We start from the raw sequence: 26,065 nt of genomic DNA, 5'->3' as shown, positions 1-26,065 counted from the left end.
GCATCCCATCGATCTTGCGAGCTAGAGCCAGGCTAGGCGGGATGGTGCGGCGGATGCTGAGTTGGCTCCAGCCAATGAGCAATCCGACGCACCGTCCCAACGACGCATGGCCGACGCGCAGCAGATCGAATCAATCCCCGTCGTTGGCGTTGAACCCCAGCTGCACTCCCAGGGCCTTGGCCAGGTCGCCTTCGTGCAGGCGGTGGACGACGTTGAGGCTGTCGTACAGGTCGTTCAGCTGCTTGAGGCCAGCTTCGTCCTTGAGCAGTTCGCTGAGCGGCTGGTTGATCGCCTTCAGCTTGCCGTGGACGTCGGCGTAGGCCGCGTCGATCTTGCCGGCCAGGTCTTTCTGTTCGGCCGGCAGCAGGGCGCGCAGGCCCTTCTTGTCGGTGCCGTCCCACAGCGCCTGGGCGCCGGTCAGGCTGGAGTCCAGGCTCGCCAGCGACATGTCGCTGCGCCAACCTTCAGCCTGGAACGGCTGCGGGATGCCCTTGCTCTGGCGGCCCAGCGGGGTGCCGAGCTTCTTCTTCAGCATGTCCAGCGCGGTGACCTGTACCCGCAGCAGCTCGGCGATGGCCTCGTGGGCATCGGCGTAGCGCTCGTTGGGGAACTTGGAGAGCTGGGCGAGCATGCCGCCGTCCTGCTTCCACTGCGCCAGGATGCTCTCCGCCAGGGCCTGCTGGTGGCTGCCGATGGCTTCCAGCAGCGGGCAGTAGCGCGCCTTGGTCTCGGCGTTGGCGAGGTCGATCCTGGCGTCGTAGAGGATGTATTCGTAGGCGGTCAGGCCCTGCACCACGACGCTGGATTTATCCAGGGTCGCCGGGGAGATCGCGTTACCGCTGTTGAGCAGTTGCTCGACCTGGCGCGCCACGAGGTTCTTCTTGTCCGGCCAGAACTGTACCTGCCAGGAGCGGTTGCCCTCGGCCAGCGGGCCGACCAGCAGCGGCTGCAGCTCGGCCCAGGCCTTCTGCGCAGCCATGAAGTCGGCGCGGGCCTTGGTCAGGTCTTCCTTGCCCTGGCAGTAGGCCAGGGCGCTGGCGGCCAGCGCGCGGTCGGCGTCGACCCAGCGGCTGTAGGTCGGCAGGATCACCTGCTGGGCCAGCGTGGCGCTGGTGGTGGCCTGCGGGTCGGTGGGCGAGCAGGCGCCCAGGGCGATGGCAAGGCTGGTGATCAACAGTCGGGGGCGGAACATGGTGGGCTCGGCTCCTTAGAGTGAGTTCAGGAACGCCAGCAGGGCATCGCGCTGCCCGGCGTCGAAATTCAGTACGCGTTGCTTGGCCGCTTCGGCTTCGCCGCCGTGCCAGAGCACGGCTTCGAGCAGGTTGCGGGCGCGGCCGTCATGCAGGAACTGGGTGTGGCCGTTGACCGTCTCGGTCAGGCCGATGCCCCACAGCGGCGACGTGCGCCAGTCGCGGCCGCTGGCAAGAAATTCCGGGCGATTGTCCGCTAGTCCCTCGCCCATGTCATGCAGCAACAGGTCGCTGTAGGGGCGGATGACCTGGTTGGCCAGTTCCGGCTCGGCGGCATTGGCGCCGGTGGTGAACTTGGGCGTGTGGCAGCTGGCGCAGCCGCTGTCGAAGAACAGGCCCTTGCCGGTGAGCACCTGCGGGTCGTCGACCTTGCGCCGCGCCGGCACCGCGAGGTTGCGGGCGTAGAAGGCGACCTGGTTGAAGATGTGCTGGCTGACTTCCGGCTTGCCGCCGTCGATGGCGTTCCGGCAGTCGACCTGGGCTTCTGTGCAGTCATCGCTGGGCAGCAGGTCGCTGGTCAGGCCCATGTCGCCGGAGAAGGCGTGGGCGTTCTGCTGGGCGACGTTGGGTTGCCCGGCCTTCCAGCCGAAGCGGCCGAGGACTGTGGCCTGTTTCTCGTCGTCCCAGACCCGGTTCGGCCGGCCGTGGATGCCGTCGCTGCCCTTGGCCTGGAGCTCGGCGTTGGCGAGGATGTCCGCCTCGCTGATGGACTCCAGCAGGCCCAGGCCGATCATCGGCGGGGCGATGCGGGCGGAGAACAGCGTGTCCTGGTGCATCGGGCCGTAGCCCAGGTCGCTGATGAGCAGCTTGGGCTTGCGCAGCTCGACCACGGTGCCGTCCTTGAAGCTCACCTTCACCGGCTCGTAGTCCACCCGCACCTTGCCCTCGGGCGCGATGCCGGGGATGGCCGAGTCCTGGAACTGGCCGCCGTACACCGGCTCGGGCACCACGCCCAGGCGCTTGATGGTTTCGACGTCGGCGGCGCCGGCGGGGATCGACAGGCGCACCAGCATCGACACGGCGTTGACGTCGTTGATCTCCGGCGGATGGCCGCGACCGTCCTTGATGTGGCAGTTCTGGCAGGCGTTGGTGTTGAACAGCGGGCCGAGGCCGTCGCGCGCGGTGGTGGTGGTCGGTGCGATCACCCAGGGATTGCGGAAGAAGCTGTTGCCCACGGCGAAGTCCAGGCGGCGACTCGGCGTGAGGTTGCCCGAGGGCATGGAATAGGCGTTGCGATCGCTCTGTTTCACCGTGGTGGCGCCGCCGGAGAGTGCTTCGCCAGGCTCGGCCACGGCATGCTGGGAGGACTCCGGCTTGCACGCGGCAAGGGCGAGGGCAGACAGCAGCGGCACAAGGCACAGGGCGGTACGGCGGTGGAGCATTGGCGGGGTTCCAGAGCGGTAGATGGCAGCGCGCCATGGTAGCAGGGGCGTCAAATGCAAATATGAAAAATTTGTATTTGAGAACGACATCGTTTGCCGCCCGGAAATGACAAAGCCCCGCAGTGCGGGGCTTTGCAGAGGCTTGCAGGTGGCTGCGGCGTGGAGCCGCAGCACTTTCAGCCGTCAGGACAGGCGGATCAGAACTGGTGATCGGCGTTGTCCGGCTTCAGGTCCTGAACGCCGACCGCGGTGGCGGCCTTCTCGATGGCGCCGGTCTGCTTGACCAGCGAGGCGATGGCGTCGCGGATCTTCTGCTGATCGTCCTTGTCTTCCGGAGCGATCATCTGGTCGAAGTGCACACCGTCCTTCTCGGCACGGTCGACGATGACCTGCATCTTGGCTTCGGTGTTGGCCAGGTCGGCCTTCAGGTCGGTGTCGGCCTGGGCGTCAGCCTTGGCGACCAGGTCGGACAGGCTCGGGCCCTTCACGACGCTGCCGTCGGTACGCTTGTATTCGCCGGTGTAGATGTTGCGAATGCTCTTGGCGTTGAAGAACAGGGTGTTGTGGGTGTTGTCGCTGAAGCAGTCGTGCTCGTCTTCGGTGGAGTTGGCTTCCAGCGCGACCTTCATGCGCTCGCCGGCCAGCTCGCCCAGGGACAGGGAACCCATGCCGAAGAACATCTTGCGCAGGTTGTTCTCGGCGGTGTCGGCCTCGACCTTGGCGCGGTAGTTGTCGGCGACGCCGGCCTTGAAGTTGCCGTGCATTTCTTCCAGGTCGGAAACCAGCAGGTCGGTGACGGCCTTCAGGTAGGCGGCGCGACGGTCGCAATGACCGTTGGTGCAGTCCTTGCCCTGGGCGTAGTCGGTGTACTTGCGGTCGCCCGCGCCCGGCTTGGTGCCGTTCAGGTCCTGGCCCCACAGGAGGAATTCGATGGCGTGGTAGCCGGTGGCGACGTTGGCTTCGGAACCGCCCAGCTCGTTCAGGCCCTTGAGCTTCTCGCCGGTGATTTCCTTGACGTCGATCTTGTCTTCGCCGACCTGGATCTCGGTGTTGGCGACGATGTTGGCGCTGGCGCCGGCGTTGCCTTCGGCGTGCTGGTAGTCCTTGGCGACGTAGTCGATCAGGCCTTCGTCCAGCGGCCAGGCGTTAACCGCGCCTTCCCAGTCGTCGATGATCGAGTTGCCGAAGCGGAAGGCTTCGCTCTGCGAGTAGGACGGGCGGGAGGCGATCCAGGCTTCGCGGGCGGCCTTCAGGGTTTCTTCGCTGGGCTTGGCGATCAGCGCATCGACGGCGGTCTGCAGGGCCTTGGCGGTGGTCAGGGCGTCGCCGTAGGTGGCTTCGGCGATGTCCAGGTAGTTCTTCACCACGGCCTTGACTGCGGCCTCGTCGACCTTGGCAGCCGCTGCCGGGGCAGTGCTCTGGGTGCTGGCAGCCGGAGCGGCGGCGGGGGCTTCGGCTTTCTTGTCATCGCCGCAGCCGGCGAGGGAAATGGCGATGGCGAGCAGGCTGGCAGTGGCCCAGGGCATACGAGTCATGACGGGTTCCTTTGCATGGAGAGGAGGCGCACGTAAAAAGGACTGCGCAAGAAAATCCGCAACATAATGCGAAAGATTTGCATTTTTGAAAAGAGAGATCGATGGCGCCGCTCGATCAAGGGGCCAGCAAGTCGCCAGCAGAAGGGAATTGGCGTGCAGGAGCGGGCCTTGCCTGCGATCGCGCGCAGGGCGCGGTATCAGGGAATCAATGGCGCTCGACGGAGCCGTTGGGATTGCCGCCGGCCGCTTCGGCCAGGCGTCGCGCCTGCTTGAGGTAGAGCGTCAGTTCGCGCGCCGGCAGCGGCTTGCTGTAAAGGTAGCCCTGACCTTCGTGGCAGCCCTGGGCAATGATGTAGGCCTCCTGCTCGACCGTCTCCACGCCCTCGGCGATCACCTGCATGCCCAGGCTCTTGCCCAGCTGGATGATGGCGCGAACGATGGTGGCGTCATCGTCGTCCAGCAGCAGGTCCTGAACGAAGCTCTTGTCGATCTTGATCTTGTCCAGCGGCAGGCTCTTCAGGTAGCTCAGCGAGGAGTAGCCGGTGCCGAAGTCGTCGATGGCGATCAAGGCGCCTGCGCGGCGCAGGCTGAGCAGGTGCTGGGCGGCGGTGGAGATGTCCTCCATCAGGCCGGTCTCGGTGACTTCCAGCTCCAGCGAGCGCGGCGGCAAGCGGTGCATCTGCAGCAGGTTGCTGACCACCCGCGGCAAGGCGTTGTGGCGCAGCTGCACGGTGGACAGGTTGACCGCCAGGCGCAGGTCGTCGAAGCCCTGGTCGTGCCATTCGCGCAGTTGCCGGCAGGACTGGTCGAGCACCCATTCGCCGATACTGAAGATGCTGCCGTTCTGTTCCGCCAGCGGAATGAACAGGTCCGGCGCGACCCAGCCCTGGGTCGGGTGCTGCCAGCGCAATAGTGCTTCCACGCCGACCACGCGGTGATCGCGGTAATCCACCTGCGGCTGATACACCAGGTGCAGTTCGTTGCGTGCCAGTGCCTCGCGCAGGTCCTTCTCCAGCTCCCGGCGTCGACGCATCTCGCTGTCGACGCTGGCGATGTAGAACTGGTAGCGATTGCGCGAACGGCTCTTGGCCAGGGTCATGGTCTGCTCGGCTTTCTGCAACAGCTTCTCGGTGGTCTCGCCGTCCTCGGGGAACAGCGTGATGCCGATGGTGGCGCGCAGGTGCACCAGGTGCTGGTCGAGCTCGAAGGGGGCTTCCAGGTCGTCGAGGATCTGCTGGGCCAGTTCCGCCGCTTCGTAGGGCTGTTCGATGTCGGCCTGGACCAGGGCGAACTGGTCGCCGCCCAGTCGTGCCAGGGCGCCGAGGTGCGCGCTGCGGGTACGCAGGCGGTCGGCGAGGGCGATCAGCAACTGGTCGCCGAACTGGTAGCTATATTGCTCGTTGATGCCCTTGAAGTCATCCAGGCCCAGGCAGAGCACGGCGACGCGGCGTTGCAGGCGCGAGGCGCCCTCGAGGATCTGGTCCAGGCGCTGTTGCAGCAGCTTGCGGTTGGGCAGGCCGGTGAGGAAGTCGTACTGGGAGATGCGTAGCAGGCTGTCTTCGGCCTCCCGGCGCAGGTGGCCATTGCGCTCGATGGAGGCCAGCAGCTGGTTGGCGGTATTCACCCATAGACCCAGCTCGTCCTTCTCGTGGCCGTCGGGCATCGGCAGCTTGTGCTGGCTGGGGCGGTCCGGGTTGATGGAGGCGAGGTGCTCGATGATCTTCGACAGCGGCTTGGTCAGCAGCCAGTGGTAGACCATGAACAGCACCAGGCTCAGGGCCATGGCGCGGAGGATGCCGGAGATGAAGATGATCACCGAGGTGGCGACGAAGTCGTCGCCGTAGGGCGCGGTGTCGAGGGTGATCTTCAGGTCGCCGTAGTACTCGTTGGAGCCGCCGCGGCCGGCGAGGCGGATGGAGTAGTTCTGCTCGGCGCCGAGGATCGGGTCGGTCATCCAGCGGGTGCTGGAGTCCAGCAGCGGGCGGGATTTCTCCGCCAGCATGGGTTCGTCGGGGTGGCCGATGGCGGCGTAGCGCACGGCTTCGTGCTGGAACAGGCCTTCGAGGACCTGCATCGCCATATCGCGGTCGAGGCTGTAGACGGCCTGGGTAGAGGGATCGCGGACCATCGCCAGGATGCGCTGGGCATCGTTGTGTACGGCCTGGCGCGCCTTGTGGGCGTCATAGACGATCTGGGCACAGCTGAGTACCACCCCGACCACGAGGGCCGCGAGCAATACCATTCGCAGCAGCTTGAGGGAGAGGCTGTGCCGGGGATCCAGTTTCAAGGGCGTTCCTTGTTTCTCGCCAGGGGCGAACGACTGGGGCTGAGTATTGGCAATTGGCGCAATGACGTCAAAGGGCCATCGTTGTGTTTCGTGACTGTACCGGCCTTTCAGGTTAGCTGACACGAAGGTGTTACGCGCCCATTACGAAAAAACCCGGCGCGAGGCCGGGTTTTCGTATCAGACAGGGTACATTCAGGCAGCGAACTGCTCGGCCACGAAGTCCCAGTTGACCAGGTTCCAGAACGCCTCGACGTACTTCGGACGCAGGTTGCGGTAGTCGATGTAGTAGGCGTGTTCCCAGACGTCGCAGGTCAGCAGCGGGGTGTCGCCGCTGGTCAGCGGGCAGCCGGCACCGATGGTGCTGGCCAGGGCCAGGGAGCCGTCGGCTTTCTTCACCAGCCAGCCCCAGCCGGAGCCGAAGGTGCCGATGGAGGTCTTGCTGAACTCTTCCTTGAACTTGTCGAAGGAACCGAAGGCAGCGTTGATGGCGTCAGCCAGGGCGCCGGTGGGCTGGCCACCGCCGTTGGGGCTCAGGCAGTTCCAGTAGAAGGTGTGGTTCCACACCTGGGCGGCGTTGTTGAAGATGCCGCCGGAAGAGGTCTTGACGATGTCTTCCAGGCTCTTGCCTTCGAACTCGGTACCCGGAACCAGGTTGTTCAGGTTCACGACGTAGGTGTTGTGGTGCTTGTCGTGGTGGAATTCCAGGGTTTCCGCGGAAATGTGCGGCTCAAGGGCGTTCTTCGCGTAAGGCAGCGGCGGCAATTCGAAAGCCATGGTCTCTCTCCTATCTCACTCAGTCTGGGCTAGCGCGACGTGCGCGCGACCGGTACACGGGGCCGGTTCGATGTTTGTCGCGGCATCCGGGCGTAGCTGCAATGCGCCCCATCAAGGGGCAGGCAGCGCGCCAGTTGCGTCCGGAAGGCTCAGAGCCCGCCGGCGCCACGAAGGTCCGATCATAGCACCCGACCTGCGGCATATCCACGCAGCAACTGTAGGGGCAAAGGCCCTGCACAGCGGCTTGCGCCGGAGCGCGACGCTCATTATGCACAGACCGGGATGACGGAACGTCGTTCGAAAAGCTTCCTTCTGCGGGCCGGAGATCAGCTGGCGAACACCAGTTGCGCGGCCATGCCCAGCATCATCACTGCGACCATCAGGTCTACCAGACGCCAGGTGGCCGGCCGCGCCAGCCATGGCGCAAGCCACGCGGCGCCGAAGGCCAGGGTGAAAAACCACAGCAGCGAGGCGCTGGCGGCGCCCATGGCGTAGGCGCCGGGCGCTGCCTGCTGGGCGCCGAGTGAGCCGATCAGCAGCACGGTGTCGAGGTAGACGTGGGGGTTGAGCAGGGTCACCGCCAGCGCTGCCATGAGCACGGTGCGGCGCGAGCGCGGGCCGGTTTCCTGGGCGTCGGCCATGGCTTCGGGTGCGACTGCACGACGCAGTGCCTTGAGGCCGTACCAGACCAGGAAGGTGACGCCGCCCCAGCGCGCGATGGCCAGCAGCGTCGGGTTCTCGGCGAGGACCTTGGCCAGGCCGAACACCCCGGCGCTGACCAGGATGGCGTCGCACAGCACGCACAGCGCGGCCACTGACAGGTGATGTTCGCGGCGCAGGCTCTGGGCGAGGACGAAGGCGTTCTGCGCGCCGATGGCGATGATCAGGCCGGCGGCGACCAGTACACCGTTGAGGTAGCTCTGCCACATGATTCAGGCTCCTTCCGGGTTGCGGGCGAGGGCGCGCAGCACGTCCAGCGCTCGCGGGCCGTCGGCGTAGGCGACGAACAGATGGTCGTGGTACCAGGCGGCAATCACGTTGCAGCTGATCCCGGCCGTGGCCAGGGCGCCGGCCACGGCGGCGGTGAGGCCGACCGCCTGCAGCGCCGAGTGCACTTCCAGGGTCAGCCAGGCGGCGACGTAGTCGAAGGACAGCCCGGCTTGTTCGGCTTCGGCGCGCGACAGGATCAGCGTCAGCCCCTCGCTTTCGCGAAAGCTGCCCAGCGGTTGCAGTCCGGCTGGCAATTGGCCGTCGGGCAGGGTGCAGAAGACGTACTCGCCGTCGTTGAGCACCGGGGTCATGTCGCGCAGCAGCGCGGCCAGGGAGGTTTCGCCAGCCATGGTGGGCAATCCATAAAGAGTGGGAATGCTGGCGATTGTCCGGCTTTGGCCTGTATAAGAAAAACCAATACTGCTGATATCTCATTAGGGAAACTGATCATGTTCGACTACAAGCTGCTTGCCGCCCTGGCTGCCGTGGTGGAGCAGGGCGGTTTCGAGCGCGGCGCCCAGGTGCTGGGGCTATCGCAATCGGCCATTTCCCAGCGCATCAAGCTGCTTGAAGCGCGGGTCGGCCAGCCGGTGCTGGTGCGCGCGGCGCGGCCGCAACCGACCGATCTCGGCCAGCGCCTGCTCAACCATGTGCAGCAGGTGCGGCTGCTGGAGGGCGATCTGCAGCAATGGGTTCCCGCCCTGGACGACGGCGCGGCACCCGAGCGCCTGCGCCTGGCACTGAACGCCGACAGCCTGGCCACCTGGTGGGCCCATGCGGTCGGCGATTTCTGCGGCGAGCGCCACGTGCTGCTGGACCTGGTGGTCGAGGATCAGGAGGTCGGCCTCAAGCGCATGCGCGCGGGCGAGGTGGCCGGCTGCGTTTGCGCCAGTCCGCGCCCGGTGGCAGGCGGGCGCTGCGAGCCGCTGGGCGCCATGCGCTATCGCGGGCTGGCCAGCCCGGAATTCATCGCCCGGCACTTCCCGAGGGGCGTGACGCCTGCCGGATTGGTCCGCGCCCCGGCCATCGTCTACGGCCCGGACGATCAACTGCAGCACCGCTACCTGAAGGACCTCGGCGTCGACGGCCACTTCAGCTACCACCTGTGTCCGTCTTCCGAAGGCTTCGTGCGCATGACCAGCGGCGGCCTCGGCTGGGGCCTGGTGCCGGAGCAACAGGTGCGCGGCGAACTGGAGCGCGGCGAGCTGGTGGACATGCTGCCGGGGCAGGTGATCGACGTGCCGCTTTACTGGCACCACTGGCGAAACGGCGGCGAATTGCTCGCCGCGCTGACCCGGCACCTGCTGGCGAAGGCGCCGGGGCTCATGGTGCCGATCAGCCGCGAATGACGATGCTGCCGCTGCCTGGCAACTGCTCGATGCAGCGCGCTCCGAAGAGTTTCGACGGAGTGAAGTAGCCGACCGTGTTGGGGTTGGCCAGCAGGTGGCGCACCGCGAAGAGCACGCCGTGGATGGTCACGTCGTAGCCGTTGGCCGTTTCCAGCCGTGCGGTGCGGCGTTCGCCACGGGCGTTGCGCACTTCGCCCCAGACCCAGGTGCGCAGCTTGCTGCGGGCCAGTTCGTTGGGGCCATGGACGCGCTTGTCCACTTGCTGCTTGAGCCAGTCCTGCACGCGGTCGCGGCCCAGCAGCGGGCGCAGGCTGTCCATCACCCGCATGCCGATGGCGGCGGCCGGCGGCACCGGCAGGTAGACCTCGATATCGCCGATGCCGGTGGAGTAGTAGGCCGTTGCCACGTCGCCCCAGGGGATGGTTACCGCATGCTTGAGGCCTCGGCCGAAGTCGATGTCGCGGCGCTTGTAGCCCAGCGGCACGTCGCGCAGGCGCCCGGCCTCGCGCACCTTGCCGCCCAGCTTGAGGCCTTCCACGGTGGTTTTGGCGGTGCCCGGCGAGAGGCCGCTGCCGCTGTCGAAGCCCAGCGCGAGGTGCGCGGCATCGGGCATGGCTTCCTTCAGGCAGGCGGCGACGCAGTCGGTGGGGATCACGTCGAAGCCGACGCCGGGGCAGATCACCACGCCCGCCGTGCGCGCCACTTCGTCGAGGCTGTGGGCGTATTCGAAGACGGAAATCTCCCCGGTGATGTCCACGTAATGCGCGCCGCTGGCGATGCATGCCTCGATCATCGGCGCTGCCGTGGCGGAAAAGGGTCCCGCGCAGTTGGCGACCACGCCGACATCTTCCAGCGCGGCCAGGGCGGCGGCGCTGTCGTTCAGGTCGAACACCCGGCATTCCAGGCCCAGTGAACTGCCCAGCGCATGCAGGCTGGCCGGGTTGCGGCCGCCGAGGACCGGCTTCAGGCCTTCGCGCTGCGCCTGCTCGGCCACCAGCCGGCCGGTGTAGCCGTTGGCGCCGTAGATCATCCAGTGGGGCTTGCTCATGGTGTGGCCTCTTGAGAAAACTGCGTGCCTCAAAGGGTAGTCGCAACCACCCGGCGCATGTCGCCGATCGCAAGTCGTGCAACCCTGGCGCAGCGGCGCGGTCTGCAAGGATTCGTTTCTGGCGTGCAAGGCCAGAGTAGTACGGTACGGCGCCTGCTAGAGTCGCCGGACTATAAGAACGGGAGTGGCGTGCATGAAGATTCTGGTCACCGGAGCCAGCGGGTTCATTGGCGGGCGTTTTGCCCGTTTTGCCCTCGAACAGGGGCTGGCGGTTCGGGTGAACGGACGCCGCGAAGAGGCGCTGCAGCCGCTGGTGGCACGCGGGGCCGAGTTCATGGCGGGCGACCTGTCGGACCCGGCACTGGTCCGCGCGCTGTGCAGCGGCGTCGATGCCGTGGTGCATTGCGCCGGTGCGGTGGGTGTGTGGGGCAGCCAGGCGTACTTCCACCAGGCCAATGTGACCATGACCGAGTCGGTGGTCGAGGCCTGTCTCAAGCAGAAGGTGCGCCGGCTGGTGCACCTGTCCTCGCCGTCGATCTACTTCGATGGCCAGTCCCATGTCGGCATCACCGAGCAGCAGGTGCCCAAGCGCTTCGCCAACCACTACGGATCGACCAAGTACCAGTCCGAGCTGGTCGCCCTCGGCGCCCAGGAATTCGGCCTGGAAGTGCTGGCGCTGCGCCCGCGCTTCGTCACCGGCGCCGGCGACACCAGTATCTTTCCGCGGATGATCGCCGCACACCGCAAGGGCCGCCTGCGCATCATCGGCCAGGGCCTGAACAAGGTCGATTTCACCAGCATCCAGAACCTCAACGACGCGCTGTTCGCCAGCCTGATGGCGGGCGACGAGGCGCTCGGCCAGGCCTACAACATCAGCAACGGCCAGCCGCTGCCGCTTTGGGACGTGGTGAACTACGTCCTGCGCCGGCTGGACATGCAGCCGGTGGAGCGCCACATGCCCTACGGGCTGGCTTATAACCTGGCGCTGCTCAACGAGGGCGTGTGCAAGGTCCTGCCCGGCCGCCCGGAACCGACCCTGCATCGCCTGGGGATGGCGGTGATGGCCAAGGATTTCTCCCTGGACATCTCCCGCGCCCGCCAGTACCTCGACTACGACCCGCAGGCGAGCCTGTGGGATGCGCTGGACGAGTTCTGCGACTGGTGGCGGTTGCGCGGCGTCTGACGGTTGGCTCTACCTGTAGGAGCGGGCCATGCCCGCGATCGCGCATGGCACGCTCCTGCAGGATCAACTCCGCAGCGTGCAGGACGAAAAACGCGCCAGCGTTATCCGCCGTGCGGGTGCCGGCGGATAACCTGTTCCAGATTATGCGCCCTACGCTTTCGAGGCTCGTTCAGCGTCGAGCACCGCCCCGCAGCGGCCCGGAGTACTGCTGGTCGCCACTGCCCTGCATTGGCAGGAAACTCGGCTCCTGCACCACGCGGGGCAGCTTCACGCCGCTCAGCTCGCTCAGGCGTTCGCCCAGCTGGCGCGTTTCTTCCCGCGCTGAGTCGGCGCAGGCGCGGAGCATCCGCTCGATGGCGTCGCTCTGCTGGTACTGGATCTCCAGTGCCTGTTCTTCACGCAGACGGCGGCGCAGTTCACGCATGCAATCCAGGATGGCCTTGTTGAGTTCGATCACCCGACTTCCTCCCCGCGAAGGGCGCCAAAGCGGCGCCAAGTACTTGGAGCGGGAGCAAGGGGCGTGCCACGATGTCGCAAAGCCACTATTGGCGGGTCGCCTGGGGAACTGCGACCTCCGTCACGGGTCTTCTGTGCGCCGACGAGGTGCGTGACGCCCTGTGATGGCACGCTGCTCTGAGCGTCACGCGAACGGATATACTGCGCCCTGCGCAGGCAACACGCCGCTTTATCCCCACAGGTTCATTCCATGCGTAACGACACGTTCGACGAATTCGATGATGTGCCCCACCTTTCCACCGACGCCGCCGACCGCGACGAGTTCGGTCATCACCCGCGCCGCGTGGTCGAGCCCAACGGCCGCCCCGTGCCCCAGGCGGTGAAACGCGGTGGCGGTACCGGTGCGCTGTGGGCGCTGGTCGCGGCCATGGCCATCGCCCTGGCCGGCGTGGGCTGGTGGAGCCATCAGCAACTGCTGCTGATGGAACAGCAACTGATCGCCACCCAGGAAAGCTTCGCCAAGATCAGCGAGGAAGCCGCCGGTCGCCTGGACGACATCCGCGGCAAGTTCGTCGCCAACGAATCCAACGGCATGACCGACCGCGAGGCGCTGAAGCTGCAGGTCAAGCAGCTGCAGGGCCGTTTGGCCGAGCAGGCCAAGGCGCAGCAGACGTCCCTGTCGGAATTCGACGGCGCCCAGGGCAAGCGCCTGGCGCAGGTCAGCGCCGACCTCAAGGCCCAGCAGGAAAGCGCCGCGCTGCTGATGCAGCAGCTCGACGTCAAGCTCAAGTCCATCACTGATGAACAGGCCAAGTTCAAGAACGTGCAGGCTGATCTGACCGCCGCCAACCAGCAGATCCAGGCGCTGAACACCGAGATCGCCAACCTGAAGAAGCAGGGCAACCAGAGCCAGGCGATCAAGAGCCTTCAGGACGACCTGATGCTGCTGCGCGCCGAGGTCGATGGCCGTCAGGGCCAGGCCAGCAGCGATACCAAGGAGTTCGACGTGTTTCGCATCCAGGTCATGCGCAACATCAACACCCTGCAGCAGCAGATGCAGAACCTCCAGCAGCAGATCAGCACCCGCTGATTGTCCTGCCGAAGAAAAGCCCCCGCACCGACAGGTCCGGGGGCTTTTTTCTGGCCATCCCTCTTTGGGGGTAGTAACGGCAATTCTTGTCTTGAATCAGTTTCAGGGCCGGCTTCGAGGCGAATAATCGCTAACAAATGAGAGTCATTCCGATTCTCTCCTTGTTCGATCATTCGCCCCGGAGGCTCCCCATGCACGATCTTCAAGCGCAACGCCGGTACCGCATCGCCGGCTACCGGCCCGGGATCGGCGCCGCCTTCCGCCAGCGACTGTTCTCCATGGGCCTGCTGCCCGGAGCTGAATTGCAGGTGCGCCGCGTAGCGCCGCTGGGCGATCCGGTGCAGGTGGATACCCGCCAGTGCAGCCTGGTGCTGCGCCGCCGCGACCTGGCCTTCCTCCAGCTCGAAGCGCAGGACTGAGCCGCCATGGATGAGCTGCGCATCGGCCTGATCGGCAACCCCAACGCGGGCAAGACCACTCTGTTCAACCAGCTCACTGGCTCGCGCCAGCGCGTCGGCAACTGGGCCGGCGTCACCGTGGAGCGCAAGGAAGGCAGCTTCCGCACCGCGCGCCACAACGTGCGCCTGGTGGACCTGCCCGGCACCTACTCGCTGACCACATTGTCGACCCAGGCCTCGCTGGACGAGCAGATCGCCCGGCGCTGCATTGTCGATGGCGAAGTGGACGTGCTGGTCAACGTGGTGGACGCCACCAACCTGGAACGCAACCTCTACCTCACCGTGCAGTTGCGCGAGATGGGCCTGCCCTGCGTGGTGGCGCTGAACATGCTCGACATCGCCCGCACCCAGGGTTTGAACATCGACCGCGAGGCGTTGGCGCAGGAACTGGGTTGCCCGGTGGTGCCGCTGGTGTCGACCCGCGGCGAAGGCATCGATGCGCTGAAGGACGCCATCGATAGCGTGACGGATCAGCCGCCGCTGCACGTGCCGTATCCCGCCGCGCTGCGCAACGCCGTCACCCAGCTGCTGCCCGCCGATGCACCGCCGACCCAGGCCTGGATGGCCCTGCTGGCGCTGGAAGGCGACCTGCACAGCGCCCGCCAGCTCAAGCTCGACCCGGCGAGCCTGCTGGCCGCCCGCGACGCGATCCGCTGTGCCTGCGGCGAAGACCCGGAACTGCTGCTGGTGGATGCGCGCTACCGGCTGATCGGCGAACTCTGCGAGCGCGCCAGCAACCACCGCCAGGCCGCGCCGCATCGCCTTACCCAGTTGCTGGACAGCATTGCGCTGAACCGCTGGCTGGGTATCCCGGTGTTCCTGCTCGTCATGTACCTGATGTTCTTCTTCGCCATCACCCTGGGCGGTGCGCTGCAGCCGATCTTCGACCAGGGCTCCTCGGCGCTCTTCATCGACGGCATCCAGTGGCTTGGTGCGCGGACGGGTGCGCCGGACTGGCTGACCGCGCTGCTGGCCCAGGGCCTGGGCGGCGGCATCAACGCGGTGCTGCCGCTGATTCCGCAGATCGGCCTGATGTACCTGTTCCTCGCCCTGCTTGAAGACTCCGGCTACATGGCCCGCGCGGCGTTCGTCATGGACCGCCTGATGCAGGCCCTCGGCCTGCCGGGCAAATCCTTCGTGCCGCTGATCGTCGGCTTCGGCTGCAACGTGCCGTCGATCATGGGCACCCGTACCCTGGACAACCCGCGCGAGCGCCTGATGACTTCGATGATGGCGCCGTTCATGTCCTGCGGTGCGCGGCTGGCGATCTTCGCCGTGTTCGCCGCGGCTTTCTTCGGCCAGAACGGCGCGCTGGCGATCTTCTCGCTGTACCTGCTGGGCATAGTCGTCGCGGTGCTCACCGGCCTGCTGCTCAAGCACACGCTGATGCGCGGCGAGGCCTCGCCCTTCGTCATGGAACTGCCGCTGTACCACGTGCCGCACCTGCGCAGCCTGCTGCTGCAGACCTGGATGCGCCTGCGTGCCTTCGTGGTCCGCGCGGGGACGGTGATCATCCTGGTCAGCCTGGTGATCGGCGGCCTCAACAGCGTCACCCTCGACGGCCGCCCGGTGCAGGGCGACATCGCCGACTCGGCGCTGGCCAGCCTTAGCCACAAGGTCACGCCGCTGCTCAAACCCATGGGCGTGCACGAGGACAACTGGCAGGCCACGGTTGGCCTGGTCACCGGCGCATTGGCCAAGGAAGTAGTGGTCGGCACGTTGAACACCCTGTACACCGCCGAACACATCCAGGGCGAAGCCTTCGATGCCGACGGCTACGACCTCTGGGGCCAGCTGAAACAAGCCGGCGCGGATACCCTGGATGGCCTGCGCGACTCGTTCAGCCTCAGCGTGCTGGCCAACCCGGTGGCCGCGAGCATGGCCGACGGCGAGATGGAGGAGGGCTCCATGGGCACCTTCGCCGCCAAGTTCGGCAGCCCCTTGGCCGCCTACGCCTACCTGGTATTCGTGCTGCTCTATGTACCCTGCGTGGCGACCCTTGGCGCGCTGACCCGCGAGAGCGGTCGCGGCTGGATGACCTTTGCGGTGTTCTGGGGCCTCAACGTCGCCTACTCGCTGGCGACCCTCTGCTACCAGGTCTTCAGCTTCGCCCAGCATCCGCAGTACAGCGCGGTGGCCATCGGCCTGGTGCTGGCGTTCAACCTGGTGCTGTTCCTGATCCTGCGCTGGATCGGCCGGCGGGGTCTTGAGCTGGAGGGCGAGCGTGACCTGCGCCCGGCCCCGGCGGGGAGCTGCCACTGATGGCCACGGCAATCGCGGTACGCAACCTGCTCGGCGAGATGGGCGAGGCGGACGTGCCGACCCTGGCCCAGCGCCTCGGTGCCTCGAAGGCTTTACTCGAGGCATTGCTGGAGCGACTGCTGGCGATGGGCGTGGTGGAGAAGATCGCCCCCGAGCCTGCCGCCTGCGGGAGTTGCAAGGGCTGCGCGGAGGCAACGCGGTGTTCGACGACGGGGTATCGGTTGGCTGGTCGCAACGAGGCCACGCCCCTGCGCTGGATTACCACCTGAACCCGGCTCGTAGGATGTGTGGAGCTTAAGCGATACCCATGCTGTCGGTGCCACGCATCGATGGGTATCGCTGCGCTCCACGCCATCCTACAGGTACCGGTAACTCTGGGTGCCCATTGCAGGAGCGGCTGCGAATTTTCAGGACAACAAAAAGGGCGCCTTCGCATGAAGGCGCCCTTTTCATTGGCGCAGGAACCCGCCGTTACAGGCGCGGGTAGTCCAGGTAGCCGACCGGGCCCTTGCCGTAGAAGGTTTCCGGGTGCGGCTCGTTCCAGGCGGCGCCTTTTTCCAGGCGGGTCACCAGGTCCGGGTTGGCGATGAACGGGATGCCGAAGGCCACTGCGTCAGCCTTGCCGCTGGCCAGCCACTCGTTGGCGCTGTCCTTGGTGAAGCGCTCGTTGGCGATGTATACGCCACCGAAGATTTCCTTCAGTTTCGGGCCGATGCTGTCATCGCCGGCCTTCTCGCGGGTGCAGATGAACGCCACGCCGCGCTTGCCCAGCTCGCGGGCCACGTAGCCGAAGGTGGCCAGCGGATCGGTATCGCCCATGTCGTGGGAGTCCATGCGCGGTGCCAGGTGCACGCCGACGCGGCCGGCGCCCCAGACGCCGATCACCGCATCGGTGACTTCCAGCAGCAGGCGCGCGCGGTTCTCCACCGAGCCGCCGTACTGGTCGGTGCGCTGGTTGGTGCTGCTCTGCAGGAACTGGTCGAGCAGGTAGCCGTTGGCACCATGCACTTCCACGCCATCGAAACCGGCGGCCTTGGCGTTCTCAGCACCGACGCGGTAGGCCTCGACGATGTCGGCGATCTCTTCGGTTTCCAGGGCGCGCGGGGTGACGAATTCCTTGATCGGACGCACCAGGCTGACGTGGCCGGCGGGCTTGATGGCGCTCGGCGCTACCGGCAGCTCACCGTTCAGGTACAGCGGGTCGGAAACGCGGCCCACGTGCCACAGCTGCAGCATGATGCGGCCGCCATTGGCGTGTACGGCCTTGGTGATGTTGGTCCAGCCGCGGACCTGGTCGTCGGACCAGATGCCGGGGGTGTCCGGGTAGCCGACGCCCATCGGGGTCACCGAGGTGGCCTCGCTGAGAATCAGGCCGGCGTCGGCGCGCTGGGTGTAGTACTCGGCCATCAGTGCGTTGGGCACGCGGCCTTCGTCGGCGCGGCAGCGGGTCAGCGGGGCCATGACGATGCGGTTGGGCAGTTCCAGGTCACCGATGACGATGGGGTCGAAAAGCGTGGTCATTGCGTTACTCCGGGGCGTGAGGGTGGAGGATCAGTCGAGGACGGGTTGGGTCTGGTTGGGCTTGCCGCTGAAGGCGATCATCACCGCGATCAGCGCGAGTACGGAGAGCACGGCGCCGGCCAGGGGGACGCGGGTCAGGCCCAGGCCGTGGTCGATGACGCTGCCGCCGACCCAGGCGCCGATGGCGTTGCCGACGTTGAAGGCGCCGATGTTCAGGGTGGCGACGAGGTTCGGTGCGGCGCCGCCGACGCGGACCACGTTGACCTGCAGGGCGGGCACTGCGGCGAAGGCCGCGGCGGCCCAGATGAACAGGGTGATCTCGGCCGGGATCAGCGAGGCGCTGGTCCAGCTCAGGACGGTGGAAACCACTGCCATGGTGGCGAACACGCCGGCCAGGGTGGTGCCCAGACGCCAGTCGGCGAGGCGGCCGCCGAGGATGTTGCCCAGGGTCAGGCCGAGGCCGATCAGCACCAGGCTCCAGGTGATGCCGCGCGGCGAGACCTGGGTGACTTCGCCCAGCAGCGGCGCGACGTAGGTGAACAGCGCGAAGACGGCAGCGGAGAACAGCACGGTGGTGCCCAGCGCCAGCCACAGCGGACCGTTGCGCAGCGCGGCGACTTCCTTGCGCATGTCCACCGCTTCTTCATCGTGTTTCTTCGGCAGCACGCTCCACAGGCCGATCAGCGCGAACACCCCGATCAGGGTCACCGCCCAGAAGGGCGAGCGCCAGCCGGCGATCTGGCCCAGCGCGGTGCCAGCCGGTACGCCGAGCACGTTGGCCAGGGTCAGGCCGGTGAACATCAGGGCCACGGCGGACGCCTTGCGGTTGGCCGGCACCAGGCTGGCGGCGACCACCGAGCCGATGCCGAAGAAGGCGCCGTGACACAGGGCGGTGATGATCCGCGCCAGCATCAGCAGGCCGTAGTTGGCGGCCACCGCGCAGAGCAGGTTGCCGAGGATGAAGATGCCCATGAGCATCAGCAGCGCGGTCTTGCGCGGCAGACGGGCGGTGAGCAGGGCCATGATCGGCGCGCCGATGGCGACGCTGAAGGCGTAGCCGCTGACCAGCCAGCCGGCGGCGGGAATGGTCACCGAGAGGTCGCCCGCGACCTCGGGCAGCAGGCCCATGATCACGAATTCCGTGGTGCCGATGGCAAACGCGGACAAAGCGAGGACGAGAAGCGAAGTGGGCATTTGCCTGCTCCTGGAGAGTGGGATTGTCTTGGCTGGCAGTAGCCGGGTTACAGCGCTTCGCTCAGGTGGCGAACAAAGGCCTGGATGGTTTCCTCATTACGTTTGAAGAAATTCCACTGGCCGACTTTTCGACTGGTCACCAGGCCCGCGCGCTGGAGGGTGGCCAGATGCGCGGAAACGGTGGATTGCGACAGACCGGTGCGCTGGTCGAACTTGCCGGCGCAGACGCCGATCTCGAAGGATTGGTGCTCCTGCTCGACGAAGAACTGCTCAGGGTCCTTGAGCCAGTGCAGCATGTCGCGCCGCACCGGGTGGACCAGGGCCTTGAAGATTTCTTCGAGGTCGATGTCAGGATCGAGATGGGTTTGTTCAGTCATGGGGCACATCGGTATATCGCGTTGGGACGAACTATATATCGGTCAAAAGCGATATGAATTCGTTTGGGGCGATAGTAATGATCGACACCCGTGATAGTAGCCGCTGACCACCCGCGCTACTCTCTGCCCATGAACTACCTCGCGCACCTTCATCTGGGCGGCGACCGGCCCGCCCAACTGCTCGGCAGCCTCTATGGCGACTTCGTCAAGGGACCGCTGGCCGGCCAGTGGCCCGCCGAGATCGAGGCAGGCATCCGCCTGCACCGGCGCATCGATGCCTTCACCGACAGTCACGCCTTGATACACAGTGCCAAGACGCGCTTCCCCAGCGAGCGTCGGCGCATGGCCGGCGTACTTCTGGACGTGTTCTTCGACCATTGCCTGGCCCGCGACTGGGGGCGTTTCTCCGGCGAGCCGCTGGAGCACTTCACCCAACGGGTCTACGGTGTACTGGGCCGCACGCCCGGCCTGCCGGAGCGTCTGGCGCGCATTGCACCGCGCATGGCCGCGCAGGACTGGCTGGGCAGCTATCGGGAGTTCCAGGTGCTGCAGGACGTGGTCGCCGGGATGTCCCGGCGCCTGTCCAGGCCGTCCCTGCTGGATGGCGCCTGGGATGAACTGGATCGCCTGTACGAGCCTTTGAGCAGCGATTTCCGTGAGTTCTATCCCCAATTGCAGACCTTCGTCAGAAATCTGCCGAATACGATGGACGGTCCGGCCTGACTTGATATGCGTCAACCGCCCGACGGCCCATAGCGTGTGCAATAGACACATCTGAAGGACGACGAGAGGAGCAGCATGATGAAGTCGTTAATGGTCGCAACGGATCTGTCCGGCCGTTCCGAAAAGGCTTTGCACCGTGCGGCAGCGCTGGCCAAGCGCTACGCCTGTCCCTGGACCGTGCTCTACGTAGTCGATGAAGACCAGCCTTCGGCGCTGGTCGAGCAGGAAGTCACCCAGGTGCGCCTGATGCTTGAAGCGCGGCTGGTGGAGCTCACCGAGCTGGGCGGCACCTGCCCGAAACTGCTGGTGGAACGTGGTGATCCGAATCAGCAGATCCTCGCCGCGGCGAAGCAGCAGGACTGCGAGATACTGGTGATGGGTGCGCACCGCAAGAGCGTGCTGCGCGACATCTTCGTCGGCACCACGGTCGAGCGAGTGCTGCGCGCCGGGCAACTGCCGGTGCTGGTGGTCAACCAGCCGGCCGGCGGCCAGTACCGCGACCTGCTGATCGCCCTCGATACTTCGCCGGCCTCGGCTCACGCAGTGGAAGTGGCCGATGAGCTGGGCTTGCTTGAAGGCGCCGTGCGCCGGGGCGTCTACGCCTTCAGCCCACTGGCCAAGGGCATGATGCAGTACTCCGGAGTGAGCGAGGAGCGCATCGACGAATTCGTCGGCAGCGAATCCCGCCAGGCGGTGGACGAGCTGAAGAAGTTCCTCCACGAGCGCCATCTGGAAGAACGCATCGACGAACAACTGGTGGCCGTCGGGCTGCCGGGCAACGTGTTGCAGCGGATGGTCGACAAGCATCGGCCCGATCTGCTGGTCATGGGTACTCGGGGTATGGGTGGGATCAAGCGTGCCCTGATCGGCAGTGTTGCCGACTACGCTCTGCGCGAACTGGATTGTGACATCCTGGTCGTGCCGCCGGAGGCTTGAGCCTCCGGCGTCTGGAGACTGTTTTCAGGTTGCGTCGGGCGGCTCGAGGGTGCCGCCCGGCGCAGTTTGAAAGCCGTTTCGTCAGAGTGGGAACCCGTCGGCCGTAGGTTACGGCGGGCTCCAAACCCACTTCGTCTTTCCTGTCGTTTTCCTGGCAGGCCTCAGGCCGCGATGGCCGATTCTTCCTGAACCTCACACACCACTGCCTGGATCGCTGCGTGCGCCTGCTTCGCCAGCAGGTTGCGGTCTTGGTGGGCGCTGGACAGCGCCGGCAGCAGGTGAATCTCCACGACGCCCCGATCATGGTCGAACAGGCGCCTCAGGTGGCTGACCAGATCGTCGTCACCGATGAAGGGCGCCAGTTCGCACGCCTGGTCGTTGCGGCGGTAGCGCAGCGCTACCGGCTGCACCGGCACGCCGGCTTCGATGGCGCTGGCCATCAGGCGGCCGTGGAAGGTGCGCAGGCCCGTGCCGTCGGTGGTGGTGCCTTCGGGGAAGACCAGCAGCGAACGGCCGCGCGACAGGTGCGTGGCCAACTGCGCATTGATCATCCGTGCATCGCCCGAGCCACGGCGAATGAACAGCGTGCCGGCCTTCTCCGCCAGCCAGCCGGCCAGCGGCCACTGGCGCACTTCGGCCTTGGACAGGAAGGTCAGCGGCAGCAGCCCGCCCAGCAGCGGGATATCGACCCACGACACATGGTTGGAGACCCACAGCATCGGCTGCCGTGGCAGCTCGCCGTGAACCTGCAATTGGAAGGGCAGGGCACCGGACAGGCGCGCCAGGAACCAGCGCGTCAGGCGCTGGCGCAGGGGCATGCGGTCGCCGGGCAGGCGCTCCAGCAGGCTGACGAAGCTGGCCAGCGCGAGGCCCACCAGCAGCAATGACAGCAGGCGGGCGACGCGCAGCCAGGCGCGCAGGCTGCGCATCAGACCGCGGCCTTGAAGTGACGGGCGTAGCGCGGGCAGAGCTCGTCGCGCTTGAGCAGGATGAACACGTCGGCAACGCCGAAGTCCGGGTCCCAGCAGGGTTCGCCGCAGATCTTCGCGCCCAGGCGCATGTAGGCCTTGAGCAACGGCGGCAGCTCGGCGGTGAGGTTGTCCGGCACGTCCATCGGCGGCAGCGGGGTCTTCGGCTCGGCGCGCAGGTTCTGCTGGCACAGGTAGCGGTCGCGCAGGCGCTGCATCACGGCGCGGGCCTGGATGCCGCCGTCGCGCATGGGAATGCTGGCGCAGCCCATCAGGTAGCGGTAGCCGCCTTCGTTGAGCACTTCGGCCAGTTCGCTCCAGAGCACGGCGATGGTGCCGCCGTTGCGGTAGTCTGGGTCGACGCAGGTACGGCCGATTTCCAGTACCGGGCCCTGCAGGTTGTCCAGGCCGTCGAGGGCGAATTCCTCTTCGCTGTAGAAGCGACCCAGGCGTTGCGCTGCGCGGTGGTCGAGCAGGCGGGTAGTGGCCACCAGCGCGCCGGTGTTGAGGTCGCGCACGCCGATGTGGGCGCAGTGGCGATCGTAGTCGTCCATGTCCAGCCCCAGGTCCGCGCCCTTGAGCTGGGCATCGAACTCGCTGCTGAACACGCGGTAACGCAGGGCCTGGGCTTCGCGCAGGGCGCGGGCGCCGCGCAGACGCACGGCCTTGAGACGGCGCTGTGCCGGGGTGTCACAGGAGAGGGCGATCTGACTCATGCGAGTGCCTCCGTGAACCGGCCATGCGGGTTGCGGCCGGTCGGCTTTGTTGTGCAAGCTCAGGCTAGGAATGACCGGTGTCACGCCCATGACGGTGTGGTGATGCTTGTATGACAAGAACAACGACCTCGAAGGAAGGAGCGCCGCGATGCCCTGGAAATGCCTGCTCGGTCCACAGGACCGGTTACCGCCAGGCCTGGCCCTGGACGACTGGTACGCCGAATTGCTCTCCCGCGCAGAGTGCGCTGGCAGCTTCGAACTGGCGGTGCTCGGCGGTCGTCTGGCGACTTCGCCAGGGCTGGCTTTTCTCGCTGGCTATCAGGCGGCGCTGCGCGCACTCTGGCCGGCTGCCCCGCGCAGCCTCGGCGCGCTGTGCGTGACCGAGAAGAAGAGCGTGCGCCCCGCCGACCTGCAGACCCGCCTCGAGGGCCTGGTGCTGCACGGTCGCAAGGACTTCGCCACCGCCGCCGACAGCGCCGCCTGGTGGCTGGTCGCCGCGCGTGACGAGGAGGAGGGCGAGCCGCCGCGCATCGCCATGACCGTGGTGCAGGCCGGCGCCCCTGGCGCGAAGCTCGAAGCGCTGCCGGCCCTGCCGCTGATGCCCGACATCCCCCACGCCCGCCTGCTGCTCGATGGCGCCCATTGCGAGCGCCTGCCCGGCGATGGCTGGGAGGCCTACAGCAAACCTTTCCGTACCCTGGAAGACACCCATGTGCTGGCCGCAGTCTGCGCCTGGCTCTATGGCCTGGCCGTGGAACATCAATGGCCGGCGGAGTTGAGCCTGCGCCTGACCGGCGTACTCGCCGGTTGCGCCGAAGTCAGCCGACAGCCCGCCTCGCAGCCGGAAACCCACCTGCTGCTGGCCGGCGTGTTCAGCCAGTTCGAAAGCCTCGCTTCGGCACTGGATGCCGCATTTGCCTCAGGCGCTGCGGAGCTGGCTGCGGTGTGGATGCGGGACAAGGGCGTGCTGGCCATCGCCGGCTCCGCACGGGCCAAACGCCTGGAGAAAGCGAGGGTGGCAATAGGCCTTGACCCACGTCAGTGAGGGCTTGGGGAGGGGACGTTAGCCTTACAGAAGTTTCTGAGATACCTAGAAATTTCCGTAGGGCTACCCACTGTTTTCCCTCCCACTGCTTTAGGAAATCCCCTCATGCGACGCGAACCCATCGTGCTGTTCGACGACGGTAAACACCAATGCCTGTGTTTCGACGACCTGGTCAGCGGCGACGGTGTGCAATCCAACCAGTTCCTCATCGTCGACCACGACAAGCGCCTGCTGCTCGATCCGGGCGGCGACCTGACCTACACCCCGTTGTCGCTGGAACTCTCCAAGCTGTTCCCGCTGCAGGACCTGGACTACATCTTCGCCTCGCACCAGGACCCGGACATCATCGCCGCGCTGGACAAGTGGCTGCTGCACACCCGCGCCAAGGTCATCTGCTCGAAGCTCTGGGCGCGCTTCCTGCCGCACCTCACGGCCAGCTACCTGGCGGTCAGCCATGGCATCTCCACCTATGACCGCGTCATTCCGCTTCCCGACCGTGGCGAGTCGGTACCACTGGGCCGCTGCCAGCTGAAGATGATCCCCGCGCACTTCCTCCACTCGGTGGGCAACTTCCAGGTCTACGACCCGATCAGCAAGATCCTCTTCTCCGGCGACATGGGCGCCTCCCTGGTGGACGACGCCAGCCCGGTGCAGGACTTCGCGGCCCACGTGCCGCACATGGAAGGTTTCCACCGCCGCTACATGGCCTCGAACAAGGTCGGCCGGCTGTGGGCCAACATGGTTCGCGGCCTGGACATCGAGATGATCGTCCCGCAGCACGGCCGGCCCTTCGTGGGCAAACCGATGATCACGGCATTCCTCGACTGGATCGCCGACCTGCAATGCGGCATGGACCTCATGGGGCCGGACGACTACCAGGTTCCGCGCTAGCGCGCTCGTGCTGTAACAAGCGCGGCGCTGACCGATTGCGCCAATCGTCCTTGATTACGGCACGATCGGCGCTTAATCCGTCATCTTCACCGTGCTAGGGTGCGGGCCGACCTGATAACAAGAGGCCCGCCGATGCCCTTTGCCCCCTTCCGCCCAGCGCTGCGCGCGCTGGCGCTGGCCACCTGCCTGCTGAGCAGCCACGCCCACGGTAGCGAAACCTGGCCCGAGGCCGACTGGCCCCACGGTGCCACGCCCAGCGGCACCGCCGTGCAGGCGTTCGAAAACTACGCCTTCCCCACGCGCGACGACGGCACCCGCAAGGGCGTGCGCACTGACGCCGTGGTCGTCATTCGCGATGGCCAACTGATCTACGAGCGCTACGCCGGCCCGACACGCGCCGAGACTCCGCACCTCGCCTGGTCGATGAGCAAGAGCGTGATGGCCAGCGTCCTCGGCGTGGCCTTCGGCGAGGGGAAATTCCAGCTCGACGACCCGGTCGCCAAGCATTACCCGGCCTTCGCCGAGCACCCCGACATCAAGATGCGCGACCTGCTGCACTGGGCCTCGGGCCTGGCCTGGCAGGAAGAGTACGAATACGCGCCGGTACGCTCCTCGGTGGTGGCGATGCTCTACACCCGTGGCCGCGACGACATGGCGAAGTTCACCGCCGGCTTCCCCGCGGATGCCGAGCCGGGCAAGCGCTTCCGTTACTCCAGCGGCGACAGCAACGTGCTCTCCGCCACGCTCAAGCAGATGGTCGGCAAGGACTACGCCAACTACCCCTGGACCGCGCTGTTCGAGCCGCTGGGCATCCAGTCCGCGGTCTGGGAGCGTGACGCCAGCGGCACCTTCGTCGGTTCGTCCTACGCCTACATGACCGCCCGCGACCTCGCGCGCATCGGCCTGCTGATGGAGCGCGACGGGCGCTGGAAGGATCGCCAGTTGCTGCCGCAGGACTGGCTGAAATTCGTCCTCGCGCCATTCCCCGAGTACCAGCCCGATCCGAAGAAGCCCAATGAGGCGGTGCCCGGCGGCCAGTGGTGGCTCAACCGCCCGGTGGCCGGTGCGCCCGCGCCCTGGCCGGATGCGCCCGAGGACACCTTCGCCGCCCTCGGCCACTGGGGCCAGGCGCTGTACGTGATTCCCGAACAGAAGCTGGTGATCGTTCGCTACGCCGACGACCGCGACGGCAGCTACCAGCACGACACCTTCCTCAAGCTTGCCCAGGCGGCCTTCGCCCACGGGGAGGTGCAGCCATGATCCGCCGCCATCCGATCCTCACCGCCCTGGTCCTTCTGCTGCTCGCGCTGGTGACCACGGCCTGGCAGAACCGCATCCACCTCGCCGCCTTCCCCGGCATCATCGGCGCCTATACCGCCAAGGAGTACTGCTCCTGCCGCTACGTTATGGGGAACTCGGCGGACTATTGCCGGGCCTATACCAAACAGTACGTGCCGACCAGCGCCTTCCTCGACGACGAAGCGCGCAAACGGGTGACCGCCCGCGGCCTGGGCAGTACGCAGACAGCCGCCTGGCTCAGTGCGCGCGAGGGATGCCAACTGATGCCCCAGGCGGACGATTTGCCCGAATCGGGCAGCCACTGACGGGCGCGCTCCACGGAGCGGGGCGA

Annotated in this window: 26 protein-coding genes; 12 read left to right on the top strand and 14 right to left on the bottom strand. The window is 66.5% G+C overall.

Features of this window, described 5'->3' with window-relative positions; genetic code table 11:
- Positions 1 to 130: 130 nt before the first annotated feature.
- From IB255_RS05375 to IB255_RS05345, 7 genes are all read right to left on the bottom strand, one after another.
- Positions 131 to 1,192 (bottom strand): imelysin family protein, encoded by a 1,062-nt coding sequence (locus IB255_RS05375; RefSeq protein WP_081516378.1) that lies wholly within the window; start codon positions 1,190 to 1,192, stop codon positions 131 to 133.
- Positions 1,193 to 1,207: 15 nt separating this feature from the next.
- On the bottom strand, positions 1,208 to 2,632 hold the full coding sequence (locus IB255_RS05370) for a di-heme oxidoredictase family protein (RefSeq protein WP_081516377.1): 1,425 nt from the start codon (positions 2,630 to 2,632) through the stop codon (positions 1,208 to 1,210).
- Between the two features lie 197 nt (positions 2,633 to 2,829).
- Positions 2,830 to 4,167, bottom strand: a complete 1,338-nt coding sequence (locus IB255_RS05365) for an imelysin family protein (protein WP_081516376.1) — start codon at positions 4,165 to 4,167, stop codon at positions 2,830 to 2,832.
- 205 nt (positions 4,168 to 4,372) lie between these two features.
- Complete coding sequence (locus IB255_RS05360; RefSeq protein WP_081516375.1) at positions 4,373 to 6,454, bottom strand: putative bifunctional diguanylate cyclase/phosphodiesterase; 2,082 nt, start codon at positions 6,452 to 6,454, stop codon at positions 4,373 to 4,375.
- A gap of 192 nt (positions 6,455 to 6,646) precedes the next feature.
- Positions 6,647 to 7,228 (bottom strand): superoxide dismutase, encoded by a 582-nt coding sequence (locus tag IB255_RS05355; protein ID WP_045211147.1) that lies wholly within the window; start codon positions 7,226 to 7,228, stop codon positions 6,647 to 6,649.
- 326 nt (positions 7,229 to 7,554) lie between these two features.
- The gene (locus tag IB255_RS05350) at positions 7,555 to 8,157 is read right to left on the bottom strand and encodes a LysE/ArgO family amino acid transporter (protein ID WP_081516374.1); all 603 of its coding nucleotides are present in this window, start codon (positions 8,155 to 8,157) and stop codon (positions 7,555 to 7,557) included.
- 3 nt (positions 8,158 to 8,160) lie between these two features.
- On the bottom strand, positions 8,161 to 8,568 hold the full coding sequence (locus IB255_RS05345; protein ID WP_081516373.1) for an ACT domain-containing protein: 408 nt from the start codon (positions 8,566 to 8,568) through the stop codon (positions 8,161 to 8,163).
- A gap of 93 nt (positions 8,569 to 8,661) precedes the next feature.
- Between IB255_RS05345 and IB255_RS05340 the strand changes: the two genes are divergently transcribed.
- Complete coding sequence (locus IB255_RS05340; protein WP_139791484.1) at positions 8,662 to 9,567, top strand: LysR family transcriptional regulator ArgP; 906 nt, start codon at positions 8,662 to 8,664, stop codon at positions 9,565 to 9,567.
- Here the strand turns inward: IB255_RS05340 and IB255_RS05335 are convergent.
- A complete protein-coding gene (locus IB255_RS05335; protein ID WP_081516371.1) occupies positions 9,554 to 10,615 on the bottom strand; it encodes a saccharopine dehydrogenase family protein in 1,062 nt (353 codons plus the stop codon). The genes IB255_RS05340 and IB255_RS05335 overlap by 14 nt on opposite strands.
- 193 nt (positions 10,616 to 10,808) lie before the next feature.
- On the opposite strand from IB255_RS05335, the gene IB255_RS05330 reads away from it, so the two are divergent.
- Positions 10,809 to 11,798 (top strand): NAD-dependent epimerase/dehydratase family protein, encoded by a 990-nt coding sequence (locus IB255_RS05330; protein WP_081516370.1) that lies wholly within the window; start codon positions 10,809 to 10,811, stop codon positions 11,796 to 11,798.
- A 169-nt stretch (positions 11,799 to 11,967) separates the two neighbouring features.
- On the opposite strand, the gene IB255_RS05325 is transcribed toward IB255_RS05330, so the two are convergent.
- A complete protein-coding gene (locus IB255_RS05325) occupies positions 11,968 to 12,252 on the bottom strand; it encodes a hypothetical protein (protein WP_230986100.1) in 285 nt (94 codons plus the stop codon).
- A 252-nt stretch (positions 12,253 to 12,504) separates the two neighbouring features.
- Between IB255_RS05325 and IB255_RS05320 the strand changes: the two genes are divergently transcribed.
- From IB255_RS05320 to IB255_RS05305, 4 genes are all read left to right on the top strand, one after another.
- Complete coding sequence (locus tag IB255_RS05320) at positions 12,505 to 13,344, top strand: ATPase (RefSeq protein WP_151188296.1); 840 nt, start codon at positions 12,505 to 12,507, stop codon at positions 13,342 to 13,344.
- Positions 13,345 to 13,535: 191 nt separating this feature from the next.
- Positions 13,536 to 13,763: a ferrous iron transporter A gene (feoA, locus tag IB255_RS05315; protein ID WP_081516367.1), complete on the top strand. Its 228-nt coding sequence runs from the start codon at positions 13,536 to 13,538 to the stop codon at positions 13,761 to 13,763.
- A 6-nt stretch (positions 13,764 to 13,769) separates the two neighbouring features.
- Positions 13,770 to 16,064: a Fe(2+) transporter permease subunit FeoB gene (feoB, locus tag IB255_RS05310; protein ID WP_081516366.1), complete on the top strand. Its 2,295-nt coding sequence runs from the start codon at positions 13,770 to 13,772 to the stop codon at positions 16,062 to 16,064.
- Entirely contained in the window at positions 16,064 to 16,333 is a 270-nt protein-coding gene (locus IB255_RS05305; RefSeq protein ID WP_081516365.1) for a FeoC-like transcriptional regulator, read from the top strand. The genes feoB and IB255_RS05305 overlap by 1 nt, the downstream gene beginning before the upstream one ends.
- Positions 16,334 to 16,535: 202 nt before the next feature.
- On the opposite strand, the gene IB255_RS05300 is transcribed toward IB255_RS05305, so the two are convergent.
- Genes IB255_RS05300 through IB255_RS05290 form a run of 3 tightly spaced genes read right to left on the bottom strand, consistent with a single transcriptional unit; the run spans position 16,536 to position 19,156 of the window.
- Positions 16,536 to 17,585, bottom strand: a complete 1,050-nt coding sequence (locus tag IB255_RS05300) for an alkene reductase (RefSeq protein ID WP_081516364.1) — start codon at positions 17,583 to 17,585, stop codon at positions 16,536 to 16,538.
- 30 nt (positions 17,586 to 17,615) lie between these two features.
- Positions 17,616 to 18,779, bottom strand: a complete 1,164-nt coding sequence (locus IB255_RS05295) for an MFS transporter (RefSeq protein WP_081516363.1) — start codon at positions 18,777 to 18,779, stop codon at positions 17,616 to 17,618.
- Positions 18,780 to 18,826: 47 nt separating this feature from the next.
- Positions 18,827 to 19,156 (bottom strand): ArsR/SmtB family transcription factor, encoded by a 330-nt coding sequence (locus IB255_RS05290; protein WP_081516362.1) that lies wholly within the window; start codon positions 19,154 to 19,156, stop codon positions 18,827 to 18,829.
- 129 nt (positions 19,157 to 19,285) lie between these two features.
- On the opposite strand from IB255_RS05290, the gene IB255_RS05285 reads away from it, so the two are divergent.
- Both IB255_RS05285 and IB255_RS05280 read left to right on the top strand, forming a co-directional pair.
- Positions 19,286 to 19,879 (top strand): ACP phosphodiesterase, encoded by a 594-nt coding sequence (locus tag IB255_RS05285; protein WP_081516361.1) that lies wholly within the window; start codon positions 19,286 to 19,288, stop codon positions 19,877 to 19,879.
- Positions 19,880 to 19,954: 75 nt separating this feature from the next.
- The gene (locus IB255_RS05280) at positions 19,955 to 20,815 is read left to right on the top strand and encodes a universal stress protein (RefSeq protein WP_225594652.1); all 861 of its coding nucleotides are present in this window, start codon (positions 19,955 to 19,957) and stop codon (positions 20,813 to 20,815) included.
- Positions 20,816 to 20,976: 161 nt separating this feature from the next.
- On the opposite strand, the gene IB255_RS05275 is transcribed toward IB255_RS05280, so the two are convergent.
- Together IB255_RS05275 and olsB are read right to left on the bottom strand one after the other, a co-directional pair.
- Entirely contained in the window at positions 20,977 to 21,744 is a 768-nt protein-coding gene (locus IB255_RS05275) for a lysophospholipid acyltransferase family protein (protein WP_192209848.1), read from the bottom strand.
- Positions 21,744 to 22,499 carry an L-ornithine N(alpha)-acyltransferase gene (olsB, locus tag IB255_RS05270; RefSeq protein ID WP_081516358.1) on the bottom strand — a complete coding sequence of 252 codons (756 nt, stop codon included), beginning with the start codon at positions 22,497 to 22,499 and terminating at the stop codon, positions 21,744 to 21,746. The genes IB255_RS05275 and olsB overlap by 1 nt, the downstream gene beginning before the upstream one ends.
- A 148-nt stretch (positions 22,500 to 22,647) precedes the next feature.
- Between olsB and IB255_RS05265 the strand changes: the two genes are divergently transcribed.
- The 4 genes from IB255_RS05265 (at position 22,648) to IB255_RS05250 (ending at position 26,039) form a co-directional block, all read left to right on the top strand.
- Positions 22,648 to 23,544 (top strand): acyl-CoA dehydrogenase family protein, encoded by an 897-nt coding sequence (locus IB255_RS05265; protein ID WP_081516357.1) that lies wholly within the window; start codon positions 22,648 to 22,650, stop codon positions 23,542 to 23,544.
- A gap of 105 nt (positions 23,545 to 23,649) precedes the next feature.
- Complete coding sequence (locus tag IB255_RS05260) at positions 23,650 to 24,435, top strand: MBL fold metallo-hydrolase (RefSeq protein WP_081516356.1); 786 nt, start codon at positions 23,650 to 23,652, stop codon at positions 24,433 to 24,435.
- Positions 24,436 to 24,567: 132 nt separating this feature from the next.
- On the top strand, positions 24,568 to 25,695 hold the full coding sequence (locus IB255_RS05255) for a serine hydrolase domain-containing protein (RefSeq protein WP_081516355.1): 1,128 nt from the start codon (positions 24,568 to 24,570) through the stop codon (positions 25,693 to 25,695).
- Positions 25,692 to 26,039: an amidase gene (locus tag IB255_RS05250; RefSeq protein WP_081516354.1), complete on the top strand. Its 348-nt coding sequence runs from the start codon at positions 25,692 to 25,694 to the stop codon at positions 26,037 to 26,039. Before IB255_RS05255 ends, IB255_RS05250 begins: the two co-directional genes overlap by 4 nt.
- The last annotated feature ends 26 nt before the right edge of the window (positions 26,040 to 26,065 follow it).

Origin of the sequence: Pseudomonas sp. PDM22, from assembly GCF_014851965.1 — a bacterium.
GTDB lineage: Bacteria > Pseudomonadota > Gammaproteobacteria > Pseudomonadales > Pseudomonadaceae > Pseudomonas.
The sequence above is the reverse complement of the archived record's forward strand: the minus strand, read 5'-3'. Positions and strand labels throughout refer to the sequence as shown.